Below are 25075 nucleotides of genomic sequence, written 5' to 3'. Positions count from 1 at the left end.
GCGGTGCGTCGGGTGTCGCTGGCCGCGAGCGTACTCCCGTGCGAATGGCCGCCGCCCGCAGCGCGCGGGAGATTCGTGGACGCTCGGCGCGCGCCGAGTGTCCGATTGCGGTTGGATGTCGCCGCTCGATCCCGCATGCATCGGACACTCGATGCCTGCGAAACCGACAGGGTGCGTGCGGCGCCGCGGCGGGGCATCCGCCCTAGGCTTCGGTGCAGGGGTGCGCGAATGGGCAAGAGGATGCCGAAGCCGCTGTACACGCAGGAACTCAAGGACCTGCAGGCGCGGCTCGTCGAGATGCAGAAATGGGTGCAGCAGTCGGGCGCGCGCGTCGTGGTGATCTTCGAGGGGCGGGATGCCGCGGGCAAGGGCTCCGCGATCAAGCGCGTGTCGGAGTACATGAACCCGCGCGTCACGCGCATCGTCGCGCTGCCGGCGCCGAGCGAGCGCGACAAGACGCGCTGGTACTTCCAGCGGTACGTGCCGCACCTGCCGGCCGCGGGCGAGATCGTGCTCATGGACCGCTCCTGGTACAACCGCGCCGGCGTGGAGCGCGTCATGGGGTACTGCACGAACGAGGAGTACCAGCGGTTCCTGCACCAGGCGCCGATCTTCGAGCGGATGCTCGTGGAGGACGGCATCATCCTGCTGAAGTACTGGTTCAGCGTGTCCGACGTCGTGCAGGAGGAGCGCTTCCGCTCGCGCCTGAACGACCCGATGCGACGCTGGAAGCTCAGCCCCACCGACCTCAGCTCGATCACGAAGTGGGAGGACTACTCCCGCGCCAAGGACACGATGTTCCTCCACACCGACATCGCCGAGGCCCCCTGGTACGAGATCGAGAGCGACGACAAGCGCCGCTCGCGCATCAACGTGATGGCCCACATCCTCTCGAAGGTGCCGTGGGAGCCCGTGCCGCAGGTGCCGATCGAGATCCCCGAGCGTCCGCCGTCGGCCGGCTACGAACGTCCGCCCCGCCAGTGGACGAACTCGGTGCCCGACTACGCGCGCGAGGTCGAGAAGCGGGCGGGCGCCGCCGACTGATGCCGCCCGCGATCGTCCGGGGCGGGCGTCGTCCCCTCCGGCGAGGTCGGTACCGAAGTATCGAGTACCGAGTACCGAAGTACCGAGGGAACACGGCGGAGATGGTGGTCAGCGGGGGCAGCCCCATGCGCCCGGCAGGGCACGGCCAGCGGGATGACCTCCTGCGGCACGGTCCGGTCGGTCACTCCTTGTCGGCGCGATCCTGGGTCGCCGCCGACGGCGATGCGCCGTGCCAGTGCTCCGCACGTTCGTCTGACCACCGCTTGGCACGGTCCGCGGCCTCGGTCTCCGCCTCAGCCTCAGCCTCAGCCTCAGCCTCCGCCTCAGCCTCCGCCTCCGCCTCGTCGTCGGATTCACGCTTCCGGATCATCACGAGCCTCCTCCGCGTCTCTCGCCCACGCTAGGCGCTCGGGCCCCGCGGGCGCGGGTCGAACGACCCGCAGCGTCGCCATTCGTGCCATGCGACCCGTCTCCCCTCGACAGGCCGCCGCCCAGCGACCAGACTGGCCGGGCCTGGAGTCGCTGATGCGAGACGACCAGCGGGTCTGCGCCGACGACAGGAGAGCTGGGTCCGATGACCGACACCGAGACATCCGCGACGGCCAGTGAGGATCGCGAACGCCGGCGCCCCCCGACCACCCTCGTCGGACTCGCCGCGGCCTTCGCTCGCGCACGCCGCGCAGACGTGCCCGCGTACGCACCCCGCGCGTTCGACGCGGCCATGGCGGCATGGCGTTCCGCGACCGCGGCGACCGAGGCCGACCGGGCCACGCGGATCGATGAAGCGGTCGCCGCGTTGGGAACGGCCGCGGAACGCGCGTGCAGCTCGGCCGACCTGCTGGATGACGTGCGCGGCCGCCGAGTCGGGGCGATGTACCACGATCGCGAGCGGTCGCGCGGCACCGCGGTGGTCGACGAGGCGGAGGCCTGAGCGCGCGTCAGCGCGCGGGCCGCTCCTCCTCGAGCCGCGTCGACTCTCGGCCCCACCACGTCGTGAGGTCGACGCCGTGGTTCTCGGCATCGGCGAGCGTCCACCACTCGGGCGCGAACGAGTCGTCGGCGATGCGACCGCCCGCGGCGAGCGCGGCCGCGATGCGCGCGTGCACCTGGTCGTGCGGCACGCACACGTCGACGTGCATGCGCCCGCGGCGCGGGCCGACCCGTTCCTCGGGCTGCAGGAACACCGACGACCCCCGACGGAGCGGGTCGACGAGGTGCGTGTCGTTCGGCCGCACGTACCCGAGGACCGCGGTCCAGAACGGCGTGACCTCCGCCGACGGCGGTGACGCGACCGCCGTCTGCACGATCTGGAGCACCGAGACGTCCGCCGCCAGGCCGTGCTCGCGCGCGACCGCGGAGATGCGCCGCGCGACCTCGACGTCGCGCGTGCTGAGGTCGCGGACGTCGCGGCTGATGAGCTTCACCGCGACGCCCTCGTGCCGCAGGTCGACGTCGGGTTCGTGGCGCACGACCTCGTCGATCGCCGTGATCGCGGCGACGAATCGCGCGGCCTCGGCGTACGACGACGCCCGGAAGAACGCGTGCGCACCCCAGTAGAGCACCCGCCAGTCGTCGACGCCCTCCGCGTCGTGGAACTGCTGCGGCGAGATCGCCTCGGGCAGGTCGGGCTGCGCGCCCTCCGGCGCGGCTGCGGCATCCATGCGACCCATGCTCGCGGCCCCCGCCGACACCGGCAAGGGCCGTGCGACGGCGAGCGGATGCCCCGATCCGGGCGATCCCCGACGCGGTCGCCGGCCGAGAGGAGGATGATGGAGGGGCAGCGTCGGCGAGATCCGAGCGTCGATGACGACACCGCAGGAGGATGACATGAGCGCTGCCACGAGCATCTCCCAGACGCCCCAGCACGGCGGGGCCGACCGATGGGCCGACCCCGGATGGAGCGGGGCGCTCGCCTTCACCGGCCCCGTGCACCTGCACGACGGCTTCGAGGACGCCCCACCGAGGCCCGCCGCCGGTGGCCTGTGGGCGTCGATCGCCCGGCTCTTCGGGTCTCGCGACTCCGGCCCGCGGCGCTGAGCCGCGATCGCCGCGCCGCGCGAGCCGCGCTCACGCGAGGAGCATCGCCGCCATCGCGAGCGACATGACCGCCATGCCGGCGGCATCCGCACTGCGCAGTCGCGCGGCGACCGCACCGCGCGGGCCTCGTGCGGCCGGTTCGTGGGCCCCGCGCCACGTCGACACGGCCGACCAGGCGGAGAACCCCGCGAACGCCACGGCTGCGGCGAGCACCGCCGGCAGGAGTGCCGAGCCCGCGTGGGCGGAGTGCGCCGACGCCGCAGCCGGCGCGACCTGCGCGTGAGCCGGATGCGCGGCCGCGACGAGCCCGGCGGTCACCACCAGCCCGAGCGCGCGATGCAGGTCGACGTGGCCGACCCGCCCGGCGACGCGTCCGGACGCGACGACGAGCAACGCCGTCAGCACCATGGCGGCCGCCCAGCCGACCGATCGGCCGGTCCACCCGGGCACGAGGGCGCTGCCGAACGCCATGTCGAGCATCGCGCCGAGCATGAGCAGTGCGGCCATCACGGGCAGCAGGCGCCCGACCGCCGCGGCGGCTCGCGCGCGGCGGCGCCCGGCCGACCCCGCTGAGGGGGCCGACCAGGCACCGACGCCGACCGAGCAGCAGACGCCGAGCGAGGCGGGGATCACCATTCCCGCATGGAGCAGCTCGGTCATCGTGGCATCCGCTCGGGACGTCTCAGTGGCCGCAGCTGCACGCCGCGCCCGAGTCGCCCGCGCAGTGCGCGCAGCCCGCGTGCCCGTGCGCGTGCGCCGAGCCCGTCGCGTGCGACCCCGTGCCGTGCGCCGACGTCGCGGGCACGTTGAGCACCGGGTTGCGGTCGAAGAACCCGTACGGCTTCAGCGTGAACTTCGCGTGGTCGACGGGCATGACCGGCCAGTCCTCGGGGCGCGGGAAGTGGGTCGGCCCGAACGTGTGCCACACCACGATGTCCTCGCCGTCGACCGAGCGGTCGCCCGCGCGGTACTTCGCAAGCCCGTCACCGCCCGGGTTCTGGTGCACGAAGTCGCCGGCGGCGTAGCGCTCCGCCGGGTCGTACTGCGTGACGAACAGGTGCTTCGTGGCGAACTCGGCCCGCGCGGCGATCGACGACGACGGGTCGGCGAGCAGCGTCGGCGACTGCGAGGGGTGCAGCACGTAGCCGGTGGGCTGGCCGAGGCGGTTGGTGCGCTCGGTGTTGACGATGTGCCAGGCGCGGCCCACCGAGGCATCCGCCTCCCTGGCCGCGTCGGCCTCGGTCGAGAGCCTCGTCCGCGAGAACGTGAAGCCGTTGCCGTGCTCGTTGCCGGGACCGATCGGCACGCGCACCGCGTCGACCTCGTCGACCGCGTTCGCCAGCCCGTCGACCATCATGTCGAGGCGGAAGTTGAACAGGTGCTGGTGGTTCGGCGCACCGAGGCCGGGCGCGACCTCGGTCGCGTACGGGTAGCCCGGCTCCGGGTAGGCCGACGAGAACAGGATGCCGGTGAGCTTCGCCTCGCACTCGATCGTGCCGTCGAGGTAGAGGTACCAGTAGAAGCCGTAGTCGTAGTTGCCGACGGTGGTGAAGAAGCTGATGACCAGGCGGCGGGCGCGGCGCACCTCGTCGGACCCGGTGAACATGTCGCTGTGCTTCCACAGCGTGCCGTAGTCCTCCTCGTGCATGCAGATGCCGTTCTCGATGGTCGTCGGCTGCCCGAGCTCGTCGGCGAAGGTCGCGTCGAAGTAGCGGATCTCGCCGAGGCAGTCGCAGCCGAGCTTCAGCGAGTTCGTGAAGCGGCCGAAGAGGTACTCGCCCGTGTCGAAGTAGTTCTGCCAGAAGCGCGACGCCGACGGGTCGCCGTACGGCACGAGCATCTCCGAGACGCTCGCGCGGTAGATCACCGAGCGCTCCTCCTCGCCGTCGACGATGCGCAGGCGCCGCAGGATGAGCCCCTCGCGCGGGTCGAAGCCGATCTGGAAGCGCCATTTCGCCCACGTCACCTCGTCGCCGTCGACCTCGAAGCTCGGGCCGGCGGGCTGGGTGATCACGAGCGGCTTCAGCGACGCCAGCGGCGGGCCCTGCAGCTCGGGGTCGTCGAAGTTCCCGTGCTCCTCTGGCACCGGCAGGAGCCGGTCGTCGACGAGCCGCGTGATCTTGCGCGCGATCACGTCGATGTACGCGGCGAGGCCGTCGACCGGGTGCGCCCACGGATGGTCCTGCGGACCGTCCTGGCGGAAGGCGAACACGCGCAGCATCCGCGTGCCCTCCTCCTCCTCGTAGCCGTAGTGGCCGGCCGACAGCGGCACGCAGACGACCTGGTCGTGCGTGACGCCGCGCGCGGCGAGCGCCGCGTGCCAGCGCGGGTCCTCGGCGACGATGTCGCCGACCATCTCGAACTCCTCCACGAGGATCGGCAGCTGCCCCTCCGAGCCGTCGAGCACCGACGTGCTGCGCACGGCGCCGTCGGTCAGCGAGACGAGCACGTCGAGCGAGCGCCCGTCGGCGAGGTCGAGCAGCATGACCCGCGCGCGGCGCTCGGGCCGCGGGCCGCCGGCCTGCCAGTCGAGGACCTCGAGCTTGTGCGGCTCGTCGAGCCCGACGTAGGCGAAGCGGACGGATGCCGCGAGCGCGAGCTCGGCGACGAGCAGGTCGCGCACGGCCGTGATCTCGGCGGCAGCGAGGTCGCTCAGGGGGTGCGGCAGGCCTGCCGCGGCCGGCGAGGTCTCGCCGAGGGTGAGGTCGGTGATGGTCATGGGTGGTGCTCCTTCTGGTGCCGGGGGCGGATGCCGCGGGACCCGGGTGTGAGCACGGGCCCCGCGGCGTCTTCGAACGGGTCAGGCGCTGATCGCCTCGGTGATGCGCTGGTACGTCTCGGGGCTGGTGCGCCGGAGGTACAGCGCCTGCAGGTAGCCGAAGACGGGCAGCGCGACGATGACCGCGAGGCAGATCCAGCTGACGGCGCCGAACACCGGGTTGCCCGCGGCATCCACGTCGCTGACCATGAACGGGAAGTAGGCGACGATCACGGCCGCCGAGAAGACGAGTCCGACGAGTCCGAGGATCGGCGCGACGAGCGTGTTCCACGGGCGGGTGTCGGCCTTCGTGCGGGCGAAGTAGGCGATGATCGCGATGCTCGTGATCGACATCAGCACGATGATGCCGAGGGTCGCGATGCCGGCGAGCCAGGTGAAGACCTGCGCCACGGGGTCCATGCCGAGCAGGGCGAACGCGGCGATCGCGACGGCCGCGGTCGCGGTCTGCACGAGCGACGAGGTGTGCGGCGACAGGTGCTTCGGGTGCACCCGGCCGAGGCTCGCGGGCAGCACGCCGGCGTTGCTCATCGACAGTTGGTAGCGCGAGACCACGTTGTGGAAGGAGAGCACGCACGCGAACATGCCCGTGATGATGAGCACGTTGATCGCGATCTCGCCGACCGGACCGAGGTAGGCGAGCGCCGTCGCGATGACGAGGCCGCCGGGGTCGTTGATCGCGGCCTCGACGACGCCGGAGGGACCCCACGCCATGACGACGCCCCAGCTGACGAACGTGTAGAACAGCGCGATGCCGATGACGGCGATGTAGGTCGCCTTCGGGATGGTGCGGTTCGGGTCGCGGGCCTCGTCGCGGAAGATCGCGGTGGCCTCGAAGCCGATGAACGCGGCGACGGCGAACATGAGGCCGACGCCGGGCGCGCCGGAGACGATCTGGCTCGGCACGAAGGTCTCGAGCGAGAGGCCTTCGGCACCGCCCTGGATCATGACGGCGATCGTCATGACGACCGCGATGCCGACCTCGAGCACGAGCAGCACGCCGAGCACCTTCGAGCTGAGGTCGATGTGGCGGTAGCCGAGCACGCCGACGAGCGCGATCACGGCGAGCGCCCACAGCCACCAGGGCAGGTCGGGGCCGCCGAGCCCGGCGACCGAAGCGCCGATGATGTAGCCGACGTAGCCGTGCACCGCGACCTGCACGGTCGTGTACGTGAGCCAGGCGAGGTAGGCGGTCGCGAGTCCCATAGGTCGGCCGAGGCCGTAGCCGGCGTAGGTGAAGAACGCGCCGGGCTTCGGCACGTGGCGGGTCATGGCGACGAAGCCGACGGAGAAGAGCAGCATCACGACGCCGGCGAACACGAACAGCGACGGGAAGCCGACGCCGTTGCCGAAGGCGATGCCGAGCGGCACGGAGCCGCCGACGACGGTGAGCGGCGATGCGGCCGCGACGACCATGAAGACGATGGCGGTGACGCCGAGCGAGCCGCTGAGGGTGCGCGGCGCCCGAGTCTCGACCGGTGCGGCCGAGTCCTTCTGGGTGGTCATGTCGATCCCTTTCGACGAGGCGGGGGTGGGGCGGATGCCACGTAGCCTCGCGAACCCGTGTTGCGTCGACGTCGGATGCCGGTAACGGTTCGGGCCGCGCAACTGAGACGCCGCCCGCGCGGCTGTCTCATTCACGCGTCATCGGCCGGAAACATGCGCAACGCAGGCGGGAAACGGATGCCGCCTAGGCTCGCGTGACCGCACGCCCCTGCGCCGCACGCCCCTGCGCCGCACGCCCCCGCGCACGAAGCCGCTCGCGCGGCCGCCGCGCCGCCGGCGTCGCGACCGCACCGCCCGCACCACCCCGAGGAGTCCGCCGATGTCCGCCCTGGAACGCGCGATCGCGAACCCCGAACCCGTGCCGGGCCTCGACGCCGAATCCCCGGTCGCGGGCCTCGCCCGGCGCAGCGTCGGCGGGATCGAGGTGCTCGCGCAGTCGGTCTCGGCGGTCGCACCCGCCGGCGCGGCGCTCACCATCCCGGCGATCATCGCCGCGGTCACCGGATCGGCGTCGCTGCTCCCCATGATCGTCGCGGCGGGCGTGACCCTCCTCGTGGCCTCCACCATCACGCAGTTCAGCCGGCGCATGGCCGCCCCCGGCGGCGTCTCGGCGTACATCGCGAGGGGCCTCGGGTCGACGGCGGCGCTGATCGGCGGCGTCGCGCAGCTCGTCGGCTACGGGTTCGTGGCGATGTTCGCCCTCGCGGGCACGGTCTACACGACGCTCTCCCTCGCCGACTTCGTCGCCCCGGGCCTCGTGGTCTCCGGCACCGTGGCGACCGGCGCCTGGGCCGCGGCGCTCATGGCGGGCTTCGGCGGCCTCGCGCTCTGGATCCTCGTGCGCGGCATCCGCCGCTCGGCCCGGGTGACCCTCGTCGCCGAGGTCGTCTCGGTCGGCGTCATCGGGCTGCTCACCCTCGCCCTGCTCGCCGTGCTCTGGGCGACGGATGCCCCGATGATGGCGAACCGTACGTTCGCGGTGTTCGACCCGACCGGCATCGACGGGCCCGAACTGCTCGTCGCGACCGCGCTCGCGATGACCGCGCTCGTCGGCTTCGAGAGCGCCTCGACCCTCGGCGGCGAGGCGAAGCGGCCGCTGCTGGCCATCCCGCGCGCGATCGTCTGGACCGTGTTCGTCTCCGCCGGCCTGTACCTGCTCACGGGCTACGCGCAGCTCACCGCCGGCGACGCCGGCGACCTCCGCGGCGGCGACGGCTTCTTCCCCGTCGACGGCCTGACCGCGGGCCTCGGGATGCCGTGGCTCGGCGCGGTGCTCGAACTCTCGATCGCCGTGTCGCTGTTCGCGTGCCTCATCGCGTCGGCGACCGCGATGACCCGCGTGCTCTTCGCCCTCTCCCGTGAGGGCCTGCTCCCCCGCGCGCTCGGCCGCACCCGCCGCCGGTCGGGCACGCCTGTCGCCGCCGTCGCGCTCACCATGCTCCTCGTGACCGCCGTGCCGACGGCGTCGGTGCTGCTCGGCGCGCAGATCTGGCCGACGATGCAGTGGCTGCTCCTCGGGGCCGCAACGGGCTACCTCGTCGCGTACTTCCTCGCGTGCGTCGCCGCGCCCGTGTTCCTCTGGCGCATCGGCGAGTCCGGCTGGCGCTCGACCCTCGTCGCCGCGGCCGGGGCGGTCGCCGTCGCCGTGATCCTCGTCGCCTACCTCGCCGTCGAGTGGACGGGTGCCCGCGCCGTCGCCGCGTGGGTCATGGTCGGGGTGCTCGTCGTCACCGTGCTGCTCGCCGCCTGGCGCACGGCGTTCGCGTTCCGGCATCCGCGCATCCGCGGCGTGTACGACGTGCCCACCATCGCCGACGTGTGGGGCGGCCGCCGTGGCGGCGCCTGACGAGCGAGCGGATGCCGCGGCATCCGTCGCCGACCCTGGCCGGTCCGCCGTGGCCGGTGCCGGTCCCGGCGTCGCGGGCGGCGTCATCGGTTCCACCGCCGCGGGCGGCGTCGAGCTGCGCGCGCGCCAGCCGAAGGCGATCCAGCACGCGCTGCACGTGCTGGAGGAGGTCGCGCGCATCGGCCCCGGCGTGACCGCCCAGCAGGTCTCGCGGAGCCTCGGGATGCCGCGCGCGACCGCGTACCGCCTGCTCAACCTGCTCGTGCAGGAGGAGTACCTCGTGCGCCTGCCCGACCTGTCGGGCTTCGCGCTCGGCAGCAAGGTCACCCAGCTCGCGACGCTCGTGCCGACGCCGCCCCCTCCTCGCGCGGTGCGCCGCGTGGTCGACGAGCTGCGCGGCAGCGTGCGCGCCGGCGTGCACCTCGTCCGCTACGACGGCGGCATCCTGCACATCGTCGACGCCGACCCCGACTTCCCGTTCAGCGACGAGGTGCGCATCTCGCGCGACCCGCACGTCTCGGCGCTCGGCGCGCTCCTCCTCGACCCGACGCGCGACCACGTCCGCATGGACTCGCCCATCGACCGCGGTCGCGCCTGCCTCGCCGTGCCGATCCGCGACGACCGCGGCGCCCTCGTCGCCGGCCTCGCGCTCGCCTCGACGCCCGCCCGCCTCGCCGACCCGGGCACCGCGCTCGCGACCCTCGTCGGCGCCGCCGACCGGCTGGAGCCGCTGCTCGCGTGACGCCGCGCGGTCGAGGTGCTGGCGTGGCGACCGGGCCGCTCGCCGGGGCGTTCGAGAGCGTCTCAGTACTTCCAGCGCACGAGGTCCGCGACGTCCTCCGGCACGTGCTCGCCGTACGCCTCCCACTCGTGCTGCCGCGTCGCGAGGTACGCGTCGACCAGCACGTCGCCGAACACGCCGCGGTAGAACTCGCTCGACTCCAGCCGGTGCAGCGCCGAGCCGAGGTCGGCCGGAAGCGGGCGGATGCCGGCGGATCGCCGCTGCGCGGCGGTGAGGGTCGAGGGGTCGACGCGCACGGGCTTCGGAGGCGTCGCGTCACGGGCGATCCCGTCGACCGCGGCCGCGATGATCGCGGCGGTCGCGAGGTACGGGTTCGCCGCGCCGTCGACCGGCTTCACCTCGATGTTCGACTGCTCGGCGCCCATGCCCGCCTGGCCGGGCACGAAGCGGATCGCCGCCTCGCGGTTGCCCTCGCCCCAGCAGATGTCGGCGCCCGCCCAGGCGTGCGGGCGCAGCCGGGCGAACGAGAGCACGCTGCCGCCGAGCAGCGCGACGCCCTCCTCGAGGCGGTCGAGGATGCCGGCGATCATGTTCGCGCCGAGCGGCGCGACGCCGAACTTGGCCTTCGGCTCGGCGAAGACGTTGCGGCCGTCGCGTCGTGCCGACACGTGCACGTGGCATCCGTTCGTCGATCCGCCCACGATCGGCACGGGGGCGAACGAGACCATGAGCCCGTGCTTCTGGGCGACGCGGGCCAGCACGACGCGGGCCAGGGCGAGGTCGTCGACCGCGGCGAGCGGGTCGCGCGGGGCGAACGCGAACTCGAGCTGGCCGGTGCCGAACTCCGGGTGCATCTGGTCGACCGGCACGCCGGCGACGTCGAGCGCCTCGAGCGCGGCGAATGCGAACCCCTCGAGCTCGAGCAGCGCACGCGTCGAGTACGCCGGACCGGTCGTGGCCGGGACGGGCGGCTCGCCCTCGACGGGCGACGGACGGAACACCGTGCACTCGAGCTCGAAGCCGACGAGGAAGGTCAGCCGGGCGTCCTCGGCATCGTCGACCACCCGCCGCAGCGCGGTGCGCTGGCAGGTCGGATGCGGCGTGCCGTCGAGCGAGAACAGGTCGGCGGGCGCCCATGCGAGCCGCGCCTCGCGGTCGAGCATGGCCATCGAGGAGGTGTCGGCGATGCCGCGCAGGTCGCCCACGACGGGGTCGACGTCCGGGATGGCGTTCAGGTGGTCGTCGACCGAGAACAGCACGCCGACGCTGTTCGAGATCGTGACGCCGTGCGTGCTCGCCGACAGGAGCTTCCGGTGCGGCAGCACCTTCACGCGCGAGATGCCGGCGTTGTCGACGTGGCACACGAGCAGGGCGCGGATGTCGTCGAAGCGCACGGATCGGTTCATGCCGGGTCTCCTCCCAGCCGGGGTCCCGGTCGGGGGAGGTCGGGCCCGGCGCTCGGGATCAGTATGCACCCGGCGCGTTTCGCGCGGTTTTCGCGTGCGAGCGCGTCCCGGACTCAGGTGCAGTACGCCCGCTGGAATCCGTGCACGGCTGCATCCCGGGCGAGCTTCAGCCCGGCCAACTCCTGTTGGTCGGGCTCGTCGTACGCGAGGTCCCCGAGGTTCTCGATGCGTTCCGCCCAGGTCGAGGCGGCCGAACCGGGCGCCTCCCCGTACGCGGCGGAACCGATCTCCGAGGCGAACTCGCCGAGGATCCGGAACCCGTTGCGGGCATTCGAGCCCGAGCAGCCCGCGAGCAGCACCACTACCGCGGCGGGAATCGCGATCACGCGAGCCGGCGCCGCTCATGCATCGGACCCACCGCCTCGGTTCGTCGCCGGCGCGACCGACGGCTCGGTGCGTCCTGCGTTCGCGCGCGCGCGCCGCGTCGCCCCCGAGACCGTGCGGCGCGGCGTCGCGCCGACGCCGCGCGACGCGCCGGACTTCGGCGACGGCGATGTCGACGACGACGACGTGCGGGCGGGCTTCGTCGATACGTCGGGCAGCCAGGCGAGGCTCCGCAGGTCGAGCGCACGCTCGAACGCGACGCCGAAGGACCCACGGCGACGCAGGGCCATGGGACGCGACCGCGTCCCCTCGCGCAGGTAGACGGCGTGCGCGTAGCCGGGGATCCGGCTCGCGGCCGACGCGTGGTCGAGGCGAACGTCCTCCACGGCGGGGCCGTAGAGCCGCGCGAGCGGCCCGCCGAACCAGTCGCCGAAGAAGAAGAACCGTGCCGGGTACCAGAGGTTCGTCCAGCGGACGACCGCGAACGGCGCGGCCTCGTGCAGCCTCCACTTGCGCGAGCCGGTGGCGCGCCAGATCAGGCCGGTGCGGCCTTCGGCCGTGAGCCCGCGGTTCTCGGCGGTCGCCCGTTCGGAGACCGGCGGGCAGGTGACGAGCTCCCGGCGGGCGATCCGCGTGTCGAACTCCGTCCAACTGCGCGTGAAGATCCGGTCCGCGAAGTTCATCGGGCTGCCGAAGGTCACGAAGTCGGTGATGAGCCACGGATGTCCCGCCTCGCGCTGCTTCAGCCAGACGTGCCGCTGGGCATGCCGGTACGCGTCGCGCTTCCCCGCCAGTCGAGTCCATCGGCTCGCGAAGTCGAGGCGGGTCCGGCCCGCCCAGCTCCGGTGGAGGTCGGCGGCCGCCGACTCGAGCTCCGCGACATCCGACGGTTCGAGCGTGAAGCGCTCGTTGCGCACGGTCCACAGGTACGAGATGGCGTCGTACCCGATGTAGGACCCGAGGCTGTGGGCGGCGACGACGATGCGCGAGTACTTCCCCGAATCGTGGAGGCCCTGCAGGAGGTCGACGATGCCCTTCCGGATCTCGTGCCGGGCGTCGTACGACCGGGGCGACGTGTCGAGGTAGCGGACGACGTCCACGAAGTTCTTGACGAGCCATCCGGGCAGCACGCGGCTCGCCAGGTAGGCGACCACCGCGATCGCCGACGCGCTGCCCGCGAACAGGGCACCGATGAGCGCGACCGGGGAGTCGAAGCTCGCGAGGTCCCGTACCGCGGGCACCGCCATGAATGCCCAGACGAGTGCGAAGACCGCGGCCCACACGACGACCCAGAGCCCGATGAGCCCCGGCGGCACGAGCGGCAGCATCATCGCGAGCACGATGACGGCGGATGCCGCGATCAGCGCCGGCGCCGCCCACGGTGTCGGGGCGTCGAGCACGCCGCTCAGCCAGGCGAGGCCGAGCACGATGAGGCCGAGGAGCGCGATTCCGATCACGGCGCGAACGAGCCCCGTCACCGGGAACATCACCCGCCGGAACGTCGGCCAGAGGTCGTCGAGCCGGTTGCCCTGCATGAGGTGCGCCCAGTGGTACTCGTAGATGTCGGTCTGGACATCGAACGTCGAGCCCTCGCCGTCGTGTTCGGGCGGCGTCGGCGGGATGACGTGCATCCGCGCCTCGTAGTCGCCCACCTTCGACGGCCTCGAGTGGAAGGGACTGCCGTTCGCGATCATCGTGCTGAAGGCGTTCAGCGTCTCGACCGGGCGCTGTTCGCCCATGCCGTGGACGACGACGATCGCCTGGCGGTGTCGCTGCGGTCGCTTCGCGCCGTTCGACGCCCGCGCGCTGTCGGCGCCCGGCGGCTCCGTGGGCGTGCCCGTCGTCGTCTGGTCGTCGTGGTGCTGGTCGTCGTGCTGGCCGTGTTCCATCGCGTCCTCCCCCAAGGACAGGCCGGGTCAGCGCAGATGATGCACTCGACCACCGCGTCTCGCATCAGGGGTGGCACTGAGCGACAGCGGCATCCGCGGGTCGCGTCAGGAGACGGCGGGCACGCCCTTCAGCTCGGAGTAGCGCTGTGCGTGGACCTGCGCCAGGTCGATCGCGCCCGTCATCAAGGCCTCCGCGCATTCACGCGCGGCCTCGTCGAGTTCGAGCTGTCGGCTGGTTCCCTCTGCGCTGGCCTGCAGGGCGCGCTTCAGGCGGTCCCGGTCTTCGTAGATCATGGTCTCCTCTTCTCGGTCCTCGGAGCGATCATGACGTCGTCGTCAACCGGTGCAGAGGAAGATACCGCGTCGCGGGCCCACCGCAAAGCCGAATGTGAACGTTTCGTCATCACGGTCCGTTCGGATCGCGACCCCGTCCGGTCGGCGTTCGCCGGCCTCCGCCCGTGCCACGACAGACATCGCGGGTGCCGTGAACCGTGCACCCGCAACGCCTGTCCGGTCCCCTCCCGCAGCGCGAGACCTCGGGTCAGGCCGCCGCAGGCCCGCGCTCGGCGCGGGCGAGGTTCGCGACGAGCTCGTCGCGCGTCTGCGGCACGACGTACGCCGGCTGGTCGCGCTCGACGCGCCAGCTCTCAGCGAGCGGGCCGACGTTCACCGTGTCGAAGCCGAACTCGTCGTACAGGCGCTCGACGGTGGCGGCGGCATCCTCGAAGTCGCTCGAGGTCGCGAGGGCTCGACGACCGGGCGTTCCGGCTGGAACGCCATCCGTCGTGATGTCCTTCGCCATGATGTGGTTGAAGCCCTTGGCGACCCGGCTCTCCGGCAGGTGCGCCTGCAGCAGGCCCGAGACCGTCGCATGCCCCTCGTCGAGCGCCGGCACGCGGCCGTCGCGCTCCCAGTAGTAGTTGTTCGTGTCGATCACGACCTTGCCGGCGAGCGGCTGGACAGGGATCGACGCGTACGCCCTGAACGGCACCGTCACGACGACGATGTCGCCCGCCGCGCCGGCCTCCGCCGCGGTCGCGGCACGAGCGCCCGGCCCGAGGTCGTCGACCAGGTCCGAGAGGGTCTCCGGACCCCGCGAGTTCGCGATGACGACCTCGTAGCCGTTCGCGAGGGCCGCCCGAGCGACCTGGCTGCCGATGTGTCCTGCTCCGATGATTCCGAGAGTGGTGGTCATGGTGACGCCAACGGATGCCTCGGGAGGACTGTTCCCGGAACCCGCGATGCCCAGCGCGTGCTCAGGCGGCCCCGAGGGCCCACGACCCCGCGATGAGGATCAGGAACGCGGCGGCGATCGTGAGCAGGATCGACACGACGGCGATCCCGACGATCGTCGCGACCAGCCCGAGCAACCGTGCGGCGAGACCGCCGCCCACGGGCTCATCCCAGTAGAGCCGCCAGTGGCTGGTGGCCCTGAGCATCAGCCCGGACAGCGCGAACGGTCCGGCCATCGCGAGGCCGATCCAGGCCGGGCCTCCCGCCGAGGTGTCGACGCTGAACCACGATGGGAACGCGAAGCCGAGCGCGGGGCGCGTCACCGCGAGAAGCACGGGGAGGCAGACGGCGAAGAGCGCGAGCGAGATCGGAAGCTGCACGTGCCCGGCCCACCACACGCCGCGGGCGAAACGCGTGTGGGAAGCGGGCGGGCGTCGTCGCCACCACCGTGTTCGGCTGCGGACTTCGGGCGCGGCAGCATCGGACGGGGCGGACACGGAATCCGAGTCGGGCCGGGGCATCCGCTCGCCTACCGCACCACGTCGAAGACGTTCTTGACGACGCCGTTCGAGTAGGCCTGGTGCTCGACGAGCTTCAGTGTGCCCTGCTCGTTGCCGTCGAAGAGGCGCTTGCCGTCGCCGAGCACGACCGGGAAGACGAGCAGGTGGTAGCGGTCGACGAGGCCGGCGGCCGCGAGGCCCTTCGCGAGCGTCGCGCTGCCGTGCACGATGATCGGGTCGCCGTCGCCCTCCTTGAGCGCCGCGACCTCGTCGAGCGAGCGGAGCACGGTGGTGCCCTCCCACTCGGGATCGGTCAGCGTCGAGGAGACCACGTACTTCGGCATGGCGTTGTACTCGGCGAACTCCTCGGTCATCGTCGGCCAGATGGGCGCGAACTCGTCGTAGCTGACCCGGCCCATGAGCATGGCGCCCGCCTCGAGCTGCTCGCGGCCCTTGATCTCGTAGGCCTCCTCGACGAAGGGGACTTCCGTGAAGGTCCAGCCCGCGCGCGGGTGATCGCCGCCGCCGGGCGAGTCGATGATGCCGTCGAGGGTGATGAACTCGGTCACGATGAGGGTGCGCATGGGTCGTCCTTTGCTCGGTTCGGGCGAGGCGGGGTGCCTCTCATTCTGGACGTCGAACGAGCGAGGGTGAGATCGACATGGCGAGCGAGATCCGTCGAGATCGGCTCCGGGGGGCGGATGCCGCGACCCGCGTCGCTCAGCCCGCGAGCGCGTGCGGCGGCGTCGCGAGCCCCTCGACGACCGCCTCCGCCGGGTCGGCGCCGAGTTCAAGGATGCGGTTGGCGGCGTCGACGTGCACGATGCGCGGCACGAACCCCGCGGCATCCGTCGAGGCCACCGACGCCCACGAGATGACGATGACGAGGTCACCGGCGGCGGCGAGGCGCGCGGCCGCGCCGTTCACGCCGATGACCCCGGAGCCGCGCTCACCCGCGATCACGTACGTCTCGAAGCGGTCGCCCGTGTTGATGTTCACGACCGAGACGAGCTCGCCCGCCAGGAGATGGGCAGCGTCGAGCAGGTCGAGGTCGACGGTCAGCGAGCCGACGTAGTGCAGGTCGGCGTGGGTCACGGTCGCGCGGTGGATCTTGGACTTCAGCATCGTGCGGTGGAATTCGGCCATCCTCCGATCCTGCACCGCACGGCGCCGCGAAGCCGGACCACGGCGTCACGGCACGACGCCGGGCCGGCGGCGCGACGCCGCATTGCGGCGCGACGCGGCATCGCGGGGGGACGCCGCCGATCGTCAGGCCGTGAGGCTCGCGCGCTGCTCGACGAGCGGGCAGACGAACGGGTCGCGCTCGCCGAGGCCGACCCGGTTGATGTAGCGGAGGACGATGCCGTAGCTCTGCCACAGGCCCGTGACGGTGTACCGGACGCCACGCTCGCGGCAGTAGTCGGCGATGATCGCGGCGGCCTCCCGGAGGTGGGGGCGGGGCATCGACGGGAACAGGTGGTGCTCGACCTGGTAGTTCAGGCCGCCCATGACGACGTCGAGGAATCGGTTGCCGCGGATGTTGCGGCTCATCAGCACCTGCCGGCGCAGGAAGTCGAGCTTCAGCCCCTTCGGCACGAGCGGCATGCCCTTGTGGTTCGGCGCGAAGGACATGCCCATGTAGACGCCGAAGACGCCGAGCTCCACCGCGAGGAACGCGACGGCCACGCCCGGCGAGAGCACCAGGAAGACGAGGGCGACGAACCCGACGATCCGCACCGCGAGGAACGCGATCTCGACGGGCCGACGCGCAACGCGCTCACGGACCAGCACCCGCCGCACGCTCGACGCGTGCAGCGACAGTCCTTCGAGCAACAGGATCGGGAAGAAGAACACGCCCTGGTGCGACATGATCCAGCGCATCACTCGCGTCTTGGCGCGCGCGGCCCGGTCGGGCGTGACCGCGACCACGGGAAGCTCGATGTCGGGGTCGGCGCCGACCTGGTTCGGCGTCGCATGGTGGCGGGTGTGCTTGTGCTGCCACCAGCCGTAGCTCATGCCGATGAACAGGTCGCCGACGATCAGGCTGATCCAGTCGTTCCACCGCCCGGACCGGAAGATCTGACGGTGCGCGGCATCGTGCCCGAGGAACGCCGTCTGCGTGAACAGCACGGCGAATCCGACTGCGGTGAAGAGCTGCCACCACGTGTCACCGATCCAGATGAAGATCGCGATCGCCGCGGCGAAGGCGAGCGGCACCGAGACGAGCTTGGTCCAGTAGTAGCCGTAGCGCCTCCGCATGAGTCCGGCGTCCTTCACACGGCGCGCGAGATCGGTGAAGTCGCTGTTGCTGCGGGTCGGACGCGTGCCGCCGGGCGTCGTCGCGACCTCGATGATTCCGGTCATGACGACCTGCTTCCCCGCACCGACGGTGCGCCGGCGGGACTTCTCTCGTCGCCATCCGGCGCCTGCCGGTCCTACCCTTTCTTCAGGCTACGTCCGCGTCACCGGACCGCTCCGAAAGTCCGGAGGAACTCTCAGCTTCGCCTTGAGCGGGACCGCCGATGCGCTCCGCGCACGCGCCGCGAAACTGTGAGGGAGTACATGTTCGAGGCCTACGCTCCGAAGATGAACTCGAACTCCCAGACCACCACTCCTCCGCCGAGCCGGACCGCGAAGGAGTCGGACTCGTTCGCGGTCGACCACATCCTCGTCACCGAGCTGCCGCCCGAGCTGGGCACCGTCGACGCACCCGAGCGCTACACCGTCGCAGCGGTCTTCACGCGTCGACCGCTGCCGCAGGAGCTCGACCTGCTCGCAGCCCCCGCGGTCGACACCGCACTCGCCAAGGCGGGCTACGCGCATGTCACGCTGCGCCCCGCCGACCGCCGGCTCCTCATCGGCGGCACCAACCTGAGCGAGCTCGAGCACGGCCTCGCGTCCGTGATCGGCGGGATCCTCGACGAGATCGGCACCGCGGCGGCGACGACCAGGTCCGCCCAGGCGCGCGACGCGGCCGAGTTCGCCAGCCGCGCGGCCGAGCGTGCGAACCGCGTGCTCGAGGAGGTCGAGCGCATCGACTTCTCGCCGCACCACTCGCAGTACAGCTGAGTCCGCGACGGCGCCCGGCATGTGAATCGCGCCGGCGGGGGCTCCACTCCCCCGCCGACGCGATGTCGGGGCCGGTCGGCCCGGGTACCGCCCCCCGAGCCGACCGGAGTCGGTGCGATCAGACCGCGGCGAGCAGCCCGAGCGAGTCGATGACGCGGTTCGAGAAGCCCCACTCGTTGTCGTACCAGGCGACGACCTTGACGTGCTTGCCGTCGACGCGGGTGAGTTCGGCGTCGAAGATCGACGAGTGCGGGTTGCCGACGATGTCGCTCGAGACGAGCGGCTCCTCGGAGTACTCGAGCACGCCCTTCAGGGGACCCTCGGCCGCGGCACGGTAGGCGGCGAGCACCTCGTCGCGCGTGACGTCCTTCGACACGGTCGCGTTGAGCTCGACGATCGAGCCGACCGGCACGGGAACGCGCATCGAGTCGCCGTTGAGCTTGCCGTCGAGGCCGGGCAGCACGAGGCCGATGGCCTTCGCGGCACCGGTCGACGACGGCACGATGTTCTCGGCGGCGGCGCGGGCACGACGTGCGTCGGAGTGCGGGGCGTCCTGCAGGTTCTGGTCCTGCGTGTACGCGTGGATGGTGGTCATGAAGCCGTGCTCGATGCCGGCGAGGTCGTCGAGGACCTTCGCGAGCGGAGCGAGCGCGTTGGTGGTGCACGACGCGTTCGAGACGATCGTGTGCGCCGCGGGGTCGTAGGCATCCGTGTTCACGCCGTAGGCGAGCGTGACGTCGGCACCCTTCGAGGGGGCCGAGACGAGCACCTTCTTGGCGCCGGCCTCGAGGTGCGCCTTCGCGGCCTCGGCGTCGGTGAAGCGGCCGGTCGACTCGAGCACGATGTCGACGCCGAGCTCGCCCCAGGGGAGCTTGGCGGGGTCGCGCTCGGCGAGCACCTTCACGCGGTGCCCGTCGATGACGAGGACGTCGCCGTCGACCTCGACGGTGCGACCGAAGCGGCCGCCGACCGTGTCGTACTTCAGCAGGCGCGCCAGCGCCGCGGGCTCGGTGAGGTCGTTCACGGCGACCAGTTCGAAGTCGGCGTCGCGCTCGATGAGTGCGCGGACGACGTTGCGGCCGATGCGGCCGAATCCGTTGACGGCGATGCGGGTCATGACGTCAGGGGTCCTTTCCTCTGTTGCGCGTTCCAGCATCATGGTGTGACGGATGCCCCGGCAGTGGCCGGAGCGACAGTATGCGAAAGGATCTCGCCAACCCCATGGCCGCTCCCCGCCGCGCCGGTCGATCCCCGACTCGATCCGGGCTCCCACCCGGCACACAGGAAGGACAAAGGTCGGCCCGAGACGATCGGGACATGCGTCCCTCCCGAACCGCCGCCGTGCTGCTCTTCGCGTACGCCGTCGTCATGCTCTGGGTGACGCTGGGACCCGCGCCCGGCGCGGTCTCAGGGAACCAGGCGCGCCGCGGCATCCTGGACCCGACCATCTGGGTCGACTCCGACACGTGGACGATCGGCTCGCAGACCGAGTTCGAGCTCAACGTGCTGCTGTTCGTGCCGTTCGGCGCGCTGCTCGCCTTCGCCCTGCGCGGGGCGCCCGCGGTCGTGCCGGCCGTCATGAGCGCCGGCTTCGCCCTCCTGATCGAGGTCGCCCAGATCCCGATGGCCGACCGGATCTCCGACCCGCGCGACCTCGTCGCGAACTCGCTCGGCGCCGTGATCGGGATCCTCGTCGCGCGCATCTCCGACGCGATCGCGAGCATCCCGGCCAGGATCAAGGCCCGCCGTCGTGCGGCGCTCGCGCGCGAGGTGACGCGCACGTCGCCGCTGCGGCCCACGTCGACCGGCGCGTTCCGCACGGCGACCGGCGGCCTCCGCCTCCCCGACGACCGTTCGAGCGGCCGCGCCCCCGCCCGCGCACCCGCGGAACGCGGCACGCGCTGAGGTCCGCGGCTCAGGCCGCGAACGTGTGCCGGTACTCGCTCGGCGACGTGCCGAGGATGCGGTGGAAGTGCAGCCGGAGGTTCGCGCCCGTGCCGAGGCCGACGCGGTCGGCGACCTGCTCCACGCCGAGGTCGGTGCGCTCCAGCAGCTCTCGCGCCAGGTCGATGCGCGCGCGCAGGATCCACTGCATGGGCGTGTAGCCCGTGTCCTCGACGAACCGGCGCGAGAACGTCCGCGGCGACACGTTGGCGTTCCGCGCCAGGTCGGCGAGCGTGAGCGGATCCTGCACGTGCTCCATCGCCCACTGGCGGGTCGCGGCGAACACCTCGCCCAGCGGCTCGGGCAGCGCGCGCGGGACGTACTGCGCCTGCCCGCCGCTCCGGTAGGGCGCCGCGACGAGCCGCCGCGCGGCGTGGTTCGAGACCGCGACGCCGTGGTCGCGTCGCACGAGGTGCAGGCAGAGGTCGATGCCGGATGCCGCGCCCGCCGACGTCAGCACCTGCCCCTCGTCGACGAACAGCACGTTCTCGTCGACCCTGACGAGCGGATGCCGCGCCTGCAGCGCGCGCGTGTAGTGCCAGTGCGTCGTGGCCCGACGCCCGTCGAGCAGGCCGGTCGCGGCGAGCGCGAACGCGCCGGTCGAGATCGCGGCGAGCCGCGCCCCGCGCTCGTGCGCCGCCCGGAGCGCCTCGACCACGGCGGCGGGCGGGTCCTCGCGGTCGGGGTGCCGGTAGCCCGGGATGAAGATCGTCTCGGCCCACTCGAACGCCTCGAGCCCGTCGGCGACGTGGTACGAGAGGCCGTCGCCGCCGGTCACCGGGCCGGGCTGCGCACCGCACACGCGCACCTCGTAGGGCATGCTGGCGCGCGTCGTGAAGGTCTGCGCCGGGATCCCGACGTCGAGCGGCTTGGCCCCCTCGAGCACGAGCACGGCGACCCGGTGGTTCCCCTGCGACATCCGCTCGCCTTCCCCTGCACGGCCGACCGGCAGCGGGTGATGCAGGTCATGACAAGGATGCCACCGATCGCAAGGATCTCGCACGTCTGCGCCGTCGCGGCCCGACCGCGGCGCCGCGTAGCGTGGGCGCATGCCGACCCCGGACGACCCCCAGGCATCCGTCGCCGACTTCGCGTCGCTCTTCGCACGCGGCCTGGTGCAGTGGGGCCTGCGCGGCGACCCGCACCTCTGGGAGGCGATGCGCGAGTCCCTCACCGGCGAGCCGTTCCCCGCCGGGTTCTGGGACGTGCGCAGCACGGTCCAGCGCGAGTTCGCGCGCCTGACCGGTCAGCCGCTGACCGACACCGACGCGCCGCTGCGCGTCGCCGCCTTCGTGACGGGCAGCGGCATGAGCGACGGGCACGTGCTGCCGTCGTTCTGGGTGCGGACCGCCATCCCGATCCTCATCGACCGCTGGGCGGCGGCGAGGGCTGCCGGGGCCACCACGACGGCATGAGCGTCGCGAGACGGGCAGCGGATGCCGCGGCATCCGTCTCGTCGCCCATGGCCCAGGTCTCGAGCGCACCGACGAGCCCGCCGGCGATGTAGGCGGCCGCCTCGGCGATCGCGACGTCGTCGTGCGGGGCGCCCGGCACGCCCTGGGCGCGCCACACCTCGAGCGCGAGGCGCGCCCGGACCCGCATCCGTGCATCGAGTGCCGAGCGGAACACGCCCCGGCTCGTCGAGCCGAACAGCGCGCGATAGCCGGCGCGGTCGTCGGCGACGTGCTCGAGCACCGCCACGAGCGACGCGAGGTAGCGCTCGGCGACGTGCTCGGGGGTCTCCGCCTCCGGCTCGACCGCCACGGCCGTGAGCCGGTCGAGGTCCTGCGTGAAGACGTCGAGCGCGAAGTCGTGCACGTTCGACGCGTGCGCGTAGAACGTGGTGCGGTGCACGGCCGCCTCGCGGCAGAGCGCGGCGACCGAGATCGCGTCGAGCGGCTCCCGCTCGAGCAGGCGGAGGAGCGCGGCGGTGAGGGCGGCGCGCGTGCGCCGGTGGCGCGGGTCGTCGGCGGGCGATGCGACCGCCGATGGCGCGACCGTCGGTGCCGGGGCATCCGCTTCGCTCATGCCGTCACCCTAGCGACCGCGGCGCGCCGGCCCGGGCCGGCGTCGGCCCGTCGCGCCCCGCACCGGGATAGGGTCCCATCCGGGAGGCGATCGTGGACGACGAACTGGTCCTGGTCACCGGCGGCACGGGCTTCGTCGGGATCACCTGCATCATCCGGCTGCTCGGCGACGGGGCCAGGGTGCGCACCACCGTCCGGGACCTCGCGCGCGCCGACGAGGTCCGCGAGCTCGTGCGACGCTCCGGGGCCGACCCGGGCGGGGTCGAGGTCGTCGCCGTCGACCTGCTGCACGACGCAGGCTGGGACGAGGCCGTGGCCGGCGCCACGCACGTGCTGCACGTGGCATCGCCCTTCCCGACGCGCCAGCCGAAGGACGAGGACGAGCTCATCGTGCCCGCGCGCGACGGCGCGCTGCGGGTGCTCCGCGCGGCACGCGACGCGGGCGTGCGCCGCCTGGTGCAGACGTCGTCGTTCGCGGCGATCGGCTACGGCCGCCCGAACCCGGGCCGGCCGTACACCGAGGAGGACTGGACCGACCCCGACGGCCCCGGCGTCACGCCGTACGCCAAGTCGAAGACGCTCGCCGAGCGCGCGGCGTGGGACTTCATCGACCGCGAGGGCGGGGACCTCGAGCTGGCGACCGTCAATCCCGTCGGCATCTTCGGGCCCGCGCTCGGCACCGACCTGTCGTCGTCGCTCGAGCTGCTCCGGCAACTGCTGGACGGCGCCTTCCCCGTCGTGCCGAACGGCTCGGTCGGCGGGGTCGACGTGCGCGACGTGGCCGACCTGCACGTGCTCGCGATGCGCCATCCGGATGCCGCGGGCGAGCGGTTCCTCGCCGTTTCGGGCGACGCGATCAGCTACATCGAGCTGGCCCGGCTCCTGCGTGCCGAGCTCGGCGAGCGCGCCAGGCGCGTGCCGACCCGCGTGATCCCGGACTGGGTCGTGCGAGCGGGGGCGCCGTTCAACCGCGACCTGCGCCTCATGTCGCACGAGCTCGGCCGCCGCGGCGACGCGTCGCACGAGAAGGCGACCCGGGTCCTCGGCTGGACGCCGCGGGACCGCGACGAGTCGGTGCTCGCCTCGGCGCGGAGCCTCGTCGACCTCGGGCTCGTCCGCGACTGACCGCTCCGGGCGGTCGTCGCGCCGCCCGGACGGGTGGCGGGCGGATGCCTCGGCGCGGGGCCGGGGCATCCGCCCGCCGGTGCGCATCGCGAGTGCCGGCTCAGCTCTCGTAGTGCGCGAGGCCGGCGGTCTCGCCGCCGTCGGCGACGAACTCGGCGCCGGTCGAGAAGCTCGACTCGTCGCTCGCGAGGAACAGGATGAGGTTCGACAGCTCGATGGGCTCGCCGACGCGGTGCAGCGCGACGTGGTTCTGCGGGGTGTCGAGCGCCTCGGTCATGGGCGTGCGGATGACGCCCGGGTGCACCGAGTTCACGCGGATGTTGTAGCGGCCGAGGTCGAGCGCCGCGTTCTTCGTGAGGCCGCGCACGCCGAACTTCGCCGCGTTGTAACCGGGCAGCGCCTCGTAGCCCTGCAGGCCCGCGGTCGAGGAGATGTTGATGATCGAGCCGGCGCCCGACTCCTTGAGGGCGGGGATCGCGGCCTTGATGCCGTAGAAGACGCCGGTGAGGTTGATCTTCAGGATCGTGTCCCACGCCTCGAGCGTGTAGTCCTCGAGCGGACCGAAGTTCGCGATGCCGGCGTTGTTCACGACGACGTCGAGCCGGCCGAACGCCTCGGTGGCGACCTGCACGGCCGCCTCCCACTGCGCGTAGTCGGTGACGTCGAGGTGCACGTACCGGGCGTTCGCCTCGCCGAGCTCGGCGGCGAGCGCGGCGCCCTCGTCGTCGAGCAGGTCGCCGATCACGACCTTGGCGCCCTCCTGGACGAGGAGGCGGGCGTGCGAGGCGCCCATGCCCCGTGCTCCACCGCTGATGAGTGCGACCTTGCCGCTGACGCGTGCCATTGCTGACGCTCCTTGTCTCGCCGCGGGCGTCGGCCCTGCGGCGTTCGTTGCCTGCTGGGCCCGGGGTCGGATGGCTCCGGGTGCGCCTCTAATCTACACCTGTCGATTACCGATGCCTGAGCATCGCCTGAACCGGAGACCCGGCTCGGATCGTGACGTCGCCGAGACCGTCGTGACCCGATCGAAATCGACGTGACCGGATCGTGACCGCCGTGTACCCCAAACCGGCGTCATACGCTCGCGCCTCGCGGGAGGATGTCGGGAGCACCACCGCGAGCTGGGACGACGACGTACCGGATCTCCCGGCACGCGGGCACCGTCACGCGAACATCCGGGGGGAGACGGGACATGTCGGCAGCCGAGACGCACGAGCCGGGCGACGAGCGCCTGCGCGTCGGCGACCCCTCGGCGTCCTCCGGTCGCGGGCTCGGGTCCGCGGCACTCGTCCTCGGCCTGACCACGGTGATCCTCGCGTTCGCGACGCCCTACCGCGAGTCGCTCGGCTCGGCGCTGCTCGCCGCGCTCGCGATCTTCACCTCGACGCTCGGACTCGTCGCGCGCAGCCGTGCCCGGCGCGTCGGCGATCGTCCCTCCGCCGCCGCGATCGCCGCGGTGTGGCTCGGCATCGGCGCGCTCGCCATCGTCGGGATCTCGGTGCTGCCCGCCCTGCTGATGCCGGCCGCGACCGTCGTCCGCTGACGCG

Annotated in this window: 28 protein-coding genes; 10 read left to right on the top strand and 18 right to left on the bottom strand. The window is 72.4% G+C overall.

All coding sequences use genetic code 11. From position 1 onward, the window contains the following. Positions 1-240: 240 nt before the first annotated feature. On the top strand, positions 241-1044 hold the full coding sequence (gene ppk2 / locus ABME02_RS08440; protein ID WP_353814836.1) for a polyphosphate kinase 2: 804 nt from the start codon (positions 241-243) through the stop codon (positions 1042-1044). 181 nt (positions 1045-1225) lie between these two features. Here ppk2 and ABME02_RS08435 read toward each other — a convergent pair whose 3' ends face one another. Then, positions 1226-1417, bottom strand: coding sequence for a hypothetical protein (locus tag ABME02_RS08435; RefSeq protein ID WP_353814835.1), 192 nt, complete (start codon positions 1415-1417; stop codon positions 1226-1228). Positions 1418-1618: 201 nt separating this feature from the next. On the opposite strand from ABME02_RS08435, the gene ABME02_RS08430 reads away from it, so the two are divergent. Next, complete coding sequence (locus ABME02_RS08430; RefSeq protein WP_353814834.1) at positions 1619-1975, top strand: hypothetical protein; 357 nt, start codon at positions 1619-1621, stop codon at positions 1973-1975. Between the two features lie 7 nt (positions 1976-1982). On the opposite strand, the gene ABME02_RS08425 is transcribed toward ABME02_RS08430, so the two are convergent. Further along, positions 1983-2705: a 4a-hydroxytetrahydrobiopterin dehydratase gene (locus ABME02_RS08425; RefSeq protein WP_353814833.1), complete on the bottom strand. Its 723-nt coding sequence runs from the start codon at positions 2703-2705 to the stop codon at positions 1983-1985. Between the two features lie 166 nt (positions 2706-2871). Between ABME02_RS08425 and ABME02_RS08420 the strand changes: the two genes are divergently transcribed. Further along, positions 2872-3081 (top strand): hypothetical protein, encoded by a 210-nt coding sequence (locus ABME02_RS08420; RefSeq protein WP_353814832.1) that lies wholly within the window; start codon positions 2872-2874, stop codon positions 3079-3081. A gap of 30 nt (positions 3082-3111) precedes the next feature. On the opposite strand, the gene ABME02_RS08415 is transcribed toward ABME02_RS08420, so the two are convergent. The 3 genes from ABME02_RS08415 to ABME02_RS08405 form a co-directional block, all read right to left on the bottom strand. After that, a complete protein-coding gene (locus ABME02_RS08415; RefSeq protein WP_353814831.1) occupies positions 3112-3741 on the bottom strand; it encodes a hypothetical protein in 630 nt (209 codons plus the stop codon). 22 nt (positions 3742-3763) lie between these two features. Then, on the bottom strand, positions 3764-5800 hold the full coding sequence (locus tag ABME02_RS08410) for a primary-amine oxidase (RefSeq protein ID WP_353814830.1): 2037 nt from the start codon (positions 5798-5800) through the stop codon (positions 3764-3766). An 81-nt stretch (positions 5801-5881) separates the two neighbouring features. Further along, positions 5882-7363: an APC family permease gene (locus tag ABME02_RS08405; RefSeq protein ID WP_353814829.1), complete on the bottom strand. Its 1482-nt coding sequence runs from the start codon at positions 7361-7363 to the stop codon at positions 5882-5884. Positions 7364-7682: 319 nt separating this feature from the next. On the opposite strand from ABME02_RS08405, the gene ABME02_RS08400 reads away from it, so the two are divergent. Further along, the gene (locus ABME02_RS08400) at positions 7683-9209 is read left to right on the top strand and encodes an APC family permease (RefSeq protein ID WP_353814828.1); all 1527 of its coding nucleotides are present in this window, start codon (positions 7683-7685) and stop codon (positions 9207-9209) included. Further along, positions 9196-9951, top strand: a complete 756-nt coding sequence (locus ABME02_RS08395) for a helix-turn-helix domain-containing protein (protein WP_353814827.1) — start codon at positions 9196-9198, stop codon at positions 9949-9951. Before ABME02_RS08400 ends, ABME02_RS08395 begins: the two co-directional genes overlap by 14 nt. A 62-nt stretch (positions 9952-10013) precedes the next feature. Here the strand turns inward: ABME02_RS08395 and ABME02_RS08390 are convergent, their stop codons facing one another. The 9 genes from ABME02_RS08390 to ABME02_RS08350 all read right to left on the bottom strand — a co-directional run bounded on the left by ABME02_RS08390 (position 10014) and on the right by ABME02_RS08350 (position 17727). Further along, positions 10014-11357 (bottom strand): type I glutamate--ammonia ligase, encoded by a 1344-nt coding sequence (locus tag ABME02_RS08390; protein WP_353814826.1) that lies wholly within the window; start codon positions 11355-11357, stop codon positions 10014-10016. Positions 11358-11470: 113 nt separating this feature from the next. Next, entirely contained in the window at positions 11471-11743 is a 273-nt protein-coding gene (locus tag ABME02_RS08385) for a hypothetical protein (protein WP_353814825.1), read from the bottom strand. A 15-nt stretch (positions 11744-11758) separates the two neighbouring features. Continuing rightward, complete coding sequence (locus tag ABME02_RS08380; RefSeq protein WP_353814824.1) at positions 11759-13630, bottom strand: hypothetical protein; 1872 nt, start codon at positions 13628-13630, stop codon at positions 11759-11761. A 105-nt stretch (positions 13631-13735) separates the two neighbouring features. After that, positions 13736-13924 carry a hypothetical protein gene (locus ABME02_RS08375; RefSeq protein WP_155050889.1) on the bottom strand — a complete coding sequence of 63 codons (189 nt, stop codon included), beginning with the start codon at positions 13922-13924 and terminating at the stop codon, positions 13736-13738. 247 nt (positions 13925-14171) lie between these two features. Continuing rightward, positions 14172-14825 carry an NADPH-dependent F420 reductase gene (locus ABME02_RS08370; protein ID WP_353814823.1) on the bottom strand — a complete coding sequence of 218 codons (654 nt, stop codon included), beginning with the start codon at positions 14823-14825 and terminating at the stop codon, positions 14172-14174. Between the two features lie 61 nt (positions 14826-14886). Next, positions 14887-15243 (bottom strand): hypothetical protein, encoded by a 357-nt coding sequence (locus ABME02_RS08365; RefSeq protein WP_353814822.1) that lies wholly within the window; start codon positions 15241-15243, stop codon positions 14887-14889. Positions 15244-15392: 149 nt separating this feature from the next. Beyond that, complete coding sequence (locus ABME02_RS08360; RefSeq protein WP_353814821.1) at positions 15393-15947, bottom strand: dihydrofolate reductase family protein; 555 nt, start codon at positions 15945-15947, stop codon at positions 15393-15395. Positions 15948-16083: 136 nt separating this feature from the next. Continuing rightward, positions 16084-16509, bottom strand: a complete 426-nt coding sequence (gene panD / locus ABME02_RS08355; RefSeq protein WP_353814820.1) for an aspartate 1-decarboxylase — start codon at positions 16507-16509, stop codon at positions 16084-16086. 123 nt (positions 16510-16632) lie between these two features. Continuing rightward, a complete protein-coding gene (locus tag ABME02_RS08350) occupies positions 16633-17727 on the bottom strand; it encodes a fatty acid desaturase family protein (RefSeq protein ID WP_353814819.1) in 1095 nt (364 codons plus the stop codon). 222 nt (positions 17728-17949) lie between these two features. Here ABME02_RS08350 and ABME02_RS08345 point away from each other — a divergent pair, with 222 nt between their 5' ends. Beyond that, a complete protein-coding gene (locus tag ABME02_RS08345; protein ID WP_353814817.1) occupies positions 17950-18432 on the top strand; it encodes a hypothetical protein in 483 nt (160 codons plus the stop codon). 118 nt (positions 18433-18550) lie between these two features. Here ABME02_RS08345 and gap read toward each other — a convergent pair whose 3' ends face one another. Further along, positions 18551-19549, bottom strand: a complete 999-nt coding sequence (gene gap, locus ABME02_RS08340) for a type I glyceraldehyde-3-phosphate dehydrogenase (protein WP_353814816.1) — start codon at positions 19547-19549, stop codon at positions 18551-18553. 200 nt (positions 19550-19749) lie between these two features. Here gap and ABME02_RS08335 point away from each other — a divergent pair, with 200 nt between their 5' ends. Next, complete coding sequence (locus ABME02_RS08335; RefSeq protein ID WP_353814815.1) at positions 19750-20337, top strand: VanZ family protein; 588 nt, start codon at positions 19750-19752, stop codon at positions 20335-20337. Between the two features lie 10 nt (positions 20338-20347). Here ABME02_RS08335 and ABME02_RS08330 read toward each other — a convergent pair whose 3' ends face one another. After that, complete coding sequence (locus ABME02_RS08330) at positions 20348-21295, bottom strand: GlxA family transcriptional regulator (protein ID WP_353814814.1); 948 nt, start codon at positions 21293-21295, stop codon at positions 20348-20350. A gap of 130 nt (positions 21296-21425) precedes the next feature. On the opposite strand from ABME02_RS08330, the gene ABME02_RS08325 reads away from it, so the two are divergent. Next, on the top strand, positions 21426-21791 hold the full coding sequence (locus tag ABME02_RS08325) for a hypothetical protein (RefSeq protein WP_353814813.1): 366 nt from the start codon (positions 21426-21428) through the stop codon (positions 21789-21791). Here the strand turns inward: ABME02_RS08325 and ABME02_RS08320 are convergent. Continuing rightward, complete coding sequence (locus ABME02_RS08320) at positions 21739-22404, bottom strand: TetR/AcrR family transcriptional regulator (RefSeq protein WP_353814812.1); 666 nt, start codon at positions 22402-22404, stop codon at positions 21739-21741. The genes ABME02_RS08325 and ABME02_RS08320 overlap by 53 nt on opposite strands. Before the next feature lie 92 nt (positions 22405-22496). On the opposite strand from ABME02_RS08320, the gene ABME02_RS08315 reads away from it, so the two are divergent. Further along, positions 22497-23528: an SDR family oxidoreductase gene (locus ABME02_RS08315; RefSeq protein WP_353814811.1), complete on the top strand. Its 1032-nt coding sequence runs from the start codon at positions 22497-22499 to the stop codon at positions 23526-23528. Between the two features lie 100 nt (positions 23529-23628). On the opposite strand, the gene ABME02_RS08310 is transcribed toward ABME02_RS08315, so the two are convergent. Then, positions 23629-24372 carry a glucose 1-dehydrogenase gene (locus tag ABME02_RS08310; protein WP_353814810.1) on the bottom strand — a complete coding sequence of 248 codons (744 nt, stop codon included), beginning with the start codon at positions 24370-24372 and terminating at the stop codon, positions 23629-23631. Positions 24373-24720: 348 nt separating this feature from the next. On the opposite strand from ABME02_RS08310, the gene ABME02_RS08305 reads away from it, so the two are divergent. Further along, complete coding sequence (locus ABME02_RS08305) at positions 24721-25071, top strand: hypothetical protein (RefSeq protein WP_353814809.1); 351 nt, start codon at positions 24721-24723, stop codon at positions 25069-25071. Positions 25072-25075 lie beyond the last annotated feature (4 nt).

The sequence above is a fragment of the Agromyces zhanjiangensis genome (genome assembly GCF_040496055.1).
Taxonomy (GTDB): domain Bacteria; phylum Actinomycetota; class Actinomycetes; order Actinomycetales; family Microbacteriaceae; genus Agromyces; species Agromyces zhanjiangensis.
This window is presented reverse-complemented; position numbering and strand designations above follow the sequence as displayed.

What these genes read in the sequence shown, in the direction of transcription:
- ppk2 (WP_353814836.1), top strand. Translation starts at nt 241, where the DNA reads ATGCCGAAGCCGCTGTACACGCAGGAACTCAAGGACCTGCAGGCGCGG.
- ABME02_RS08430 (WP_353814834.1), top strand. Translation starts at nt 1,619, where the DNA reads ATGACCGACACCGAGACATCCGCGACGGCCAGTGAGGATCGCGAACGC.
- ABME02_RS08425 (WP_353814833.1), bottom strand. Translation starts at nt 2,705, where the DNA reads ATGGATGCCGCAGCCGCGCCGGAGGGCGCGCAGCCCGACCTGCCCGAG.
- ABME02_RS08420 (WP_353814832.1), top strand. Translation starts at nt 2,872, where the DNA reads ATGAGCGCTGCCACGAGCATCTCCCAGACGCCCCAGCACGGCGGGGCC.
- ABME02_RS08415 (WP_353814831.1), bottom strand. Translation starts at nt 3,741, where the DNA reads ATGACCGAGCTGCTCCATGCGGGAATGGTGATCCCCGCCTCGCTCGGC.
- ABME02_RS08410 (WP_353814830.1), bottom strand. Translation starts at nt 5,800, where the DNA reads ATGACCATCACCGACCTCACCCTCGGCGAGACCTCGCCGGCCGCGGCA.
- ABME02_RS08405 (WP_353814829.1), bottom strand. Translation starts at nt 7,363, where the DNA reads ATGACCACCCAGAAGGACTCGGCCGCACCGGTCGAGACTCGGGCGCCG.
- ABME02_RS08400 (WP_353814828.1), top strand. Translation starts at nt 7,683, where the DNA reads ATGTCCGCCCTGGAACGCGCGATCGCGAACCCCGAACCCGTGCCGGGC.
- ABME02_RS08390 (WP_353814826.1), bottom strand. Translation starts at nt 11,357, where the DNA reads ATGAACCGATCCGTGCGCTTCGACGACATCCGCGCCCTGCTCGTGTGC.
- ABME02_RS08380 (WP_353814824.1), bottom strand. Translation starts at nt 13,630, where the DNA reads ATGGAACACGGCCAGCACGACGACCAGCACCACGACGACCAGACGACG.
- ABME02_RS08375 (WP_155050889.1), bottom strand. Translation starts at nt 13,924, where the DNA reads ATGATCTACGAAGACCGGGACCGCCTGAAGCGCGCCCTGCAGGCCAGC.
- ABME02_RS08370 (WP_353814823.1), bottom strand. Translation starts at nt 14,825, where the DNA reads ATGACCACCACTCTCGGAATCATCGGAGCAGGACACATCGGCAGCCAG.
- ABME02_RS08360 (WP_353814821.1), bottom strand. Translation starts at nt 15,947, where the DNA reads ATGCGCACCCTCATCGTGACCGAGTTCATCACCCTCGACGGCATCATC.
- panD (WP_353814820.1), bottom strand. Translation starts at nt 16,509, where the DNA reads ATGGCCGAATTCCACCGCACGATGCTGAAGTCCAAGATCCACCGCGCG.
- ABME02_RS08350 (WP_353814819.1), bottom strand. Translation starts at nt 17,727, where the DNA reads ATGACCGGAATCATCGAGGTCGCGACGACGCCCGGCGGCACGCGTCCG.
- ABME02_RS08345 (WP_353814817.1), top strand. Translation starts at nt 17,950, where the DNA reads ATGAACTCGAACTCCCAGACCACCACTCCTCCGCCGAGCCGGACCGCG.
- gap (WP_353814816.1), bottom strand. Translation starts at nt 19,549, where the DNA reads ATGACCCGCATCGCCGTCAACGGATTCGGCCGCATCGGCCGCAACGTC.
- ABME02_RS08335 (WP_353814815.1), top strand. Translation starts at nt 19,750, where the DNA reads ATGCGTCCCTCCCGAACCGCCGCCGTGCTGCTCTTCGCGTACGCCGTC.
- ABME02_RS08330 (WP_353814814.1), bottom strand. Translation starts at nt 21,295, where the DNA reads ATGTCGCAGGGGAACCACCGGGTCGCCGTGCTCGTGCTCGAGGGGGCC.
- ABME02_RS08325 (WP_353814813.1), top strand. Translation starts at nt 21,426, where the DNA reads ATGCCGACCCCGGACGACCCCCAGGCATCCGTCGCCGACTTCGCGTCG.
- ABME02_RS08320 (WP_353814812.1), bottom strand. Translation starts at nt 22,404, where the DNA reads ATGAGCGAAGCGGATGCCCCGGCACCGACGGTCGCGCCATCGGCGGTC.
- ABME02_RS08310 (WP_353814810.1), bottom strand. Translation starts at nt 24,372, where the DNA reads ATGGCACGCGTCAGCGGCAAGGTCGCACTCATCAGCGGTGGAGCACGG.
- ABME02_RS08305 (WP_353814809.1), top strand. Translation starts at nt 24,721, where the DNA reads ATGTCGGCAGCCGAGACGCACGAGCCGGGCGACGAGCGCCTGCGCGTC.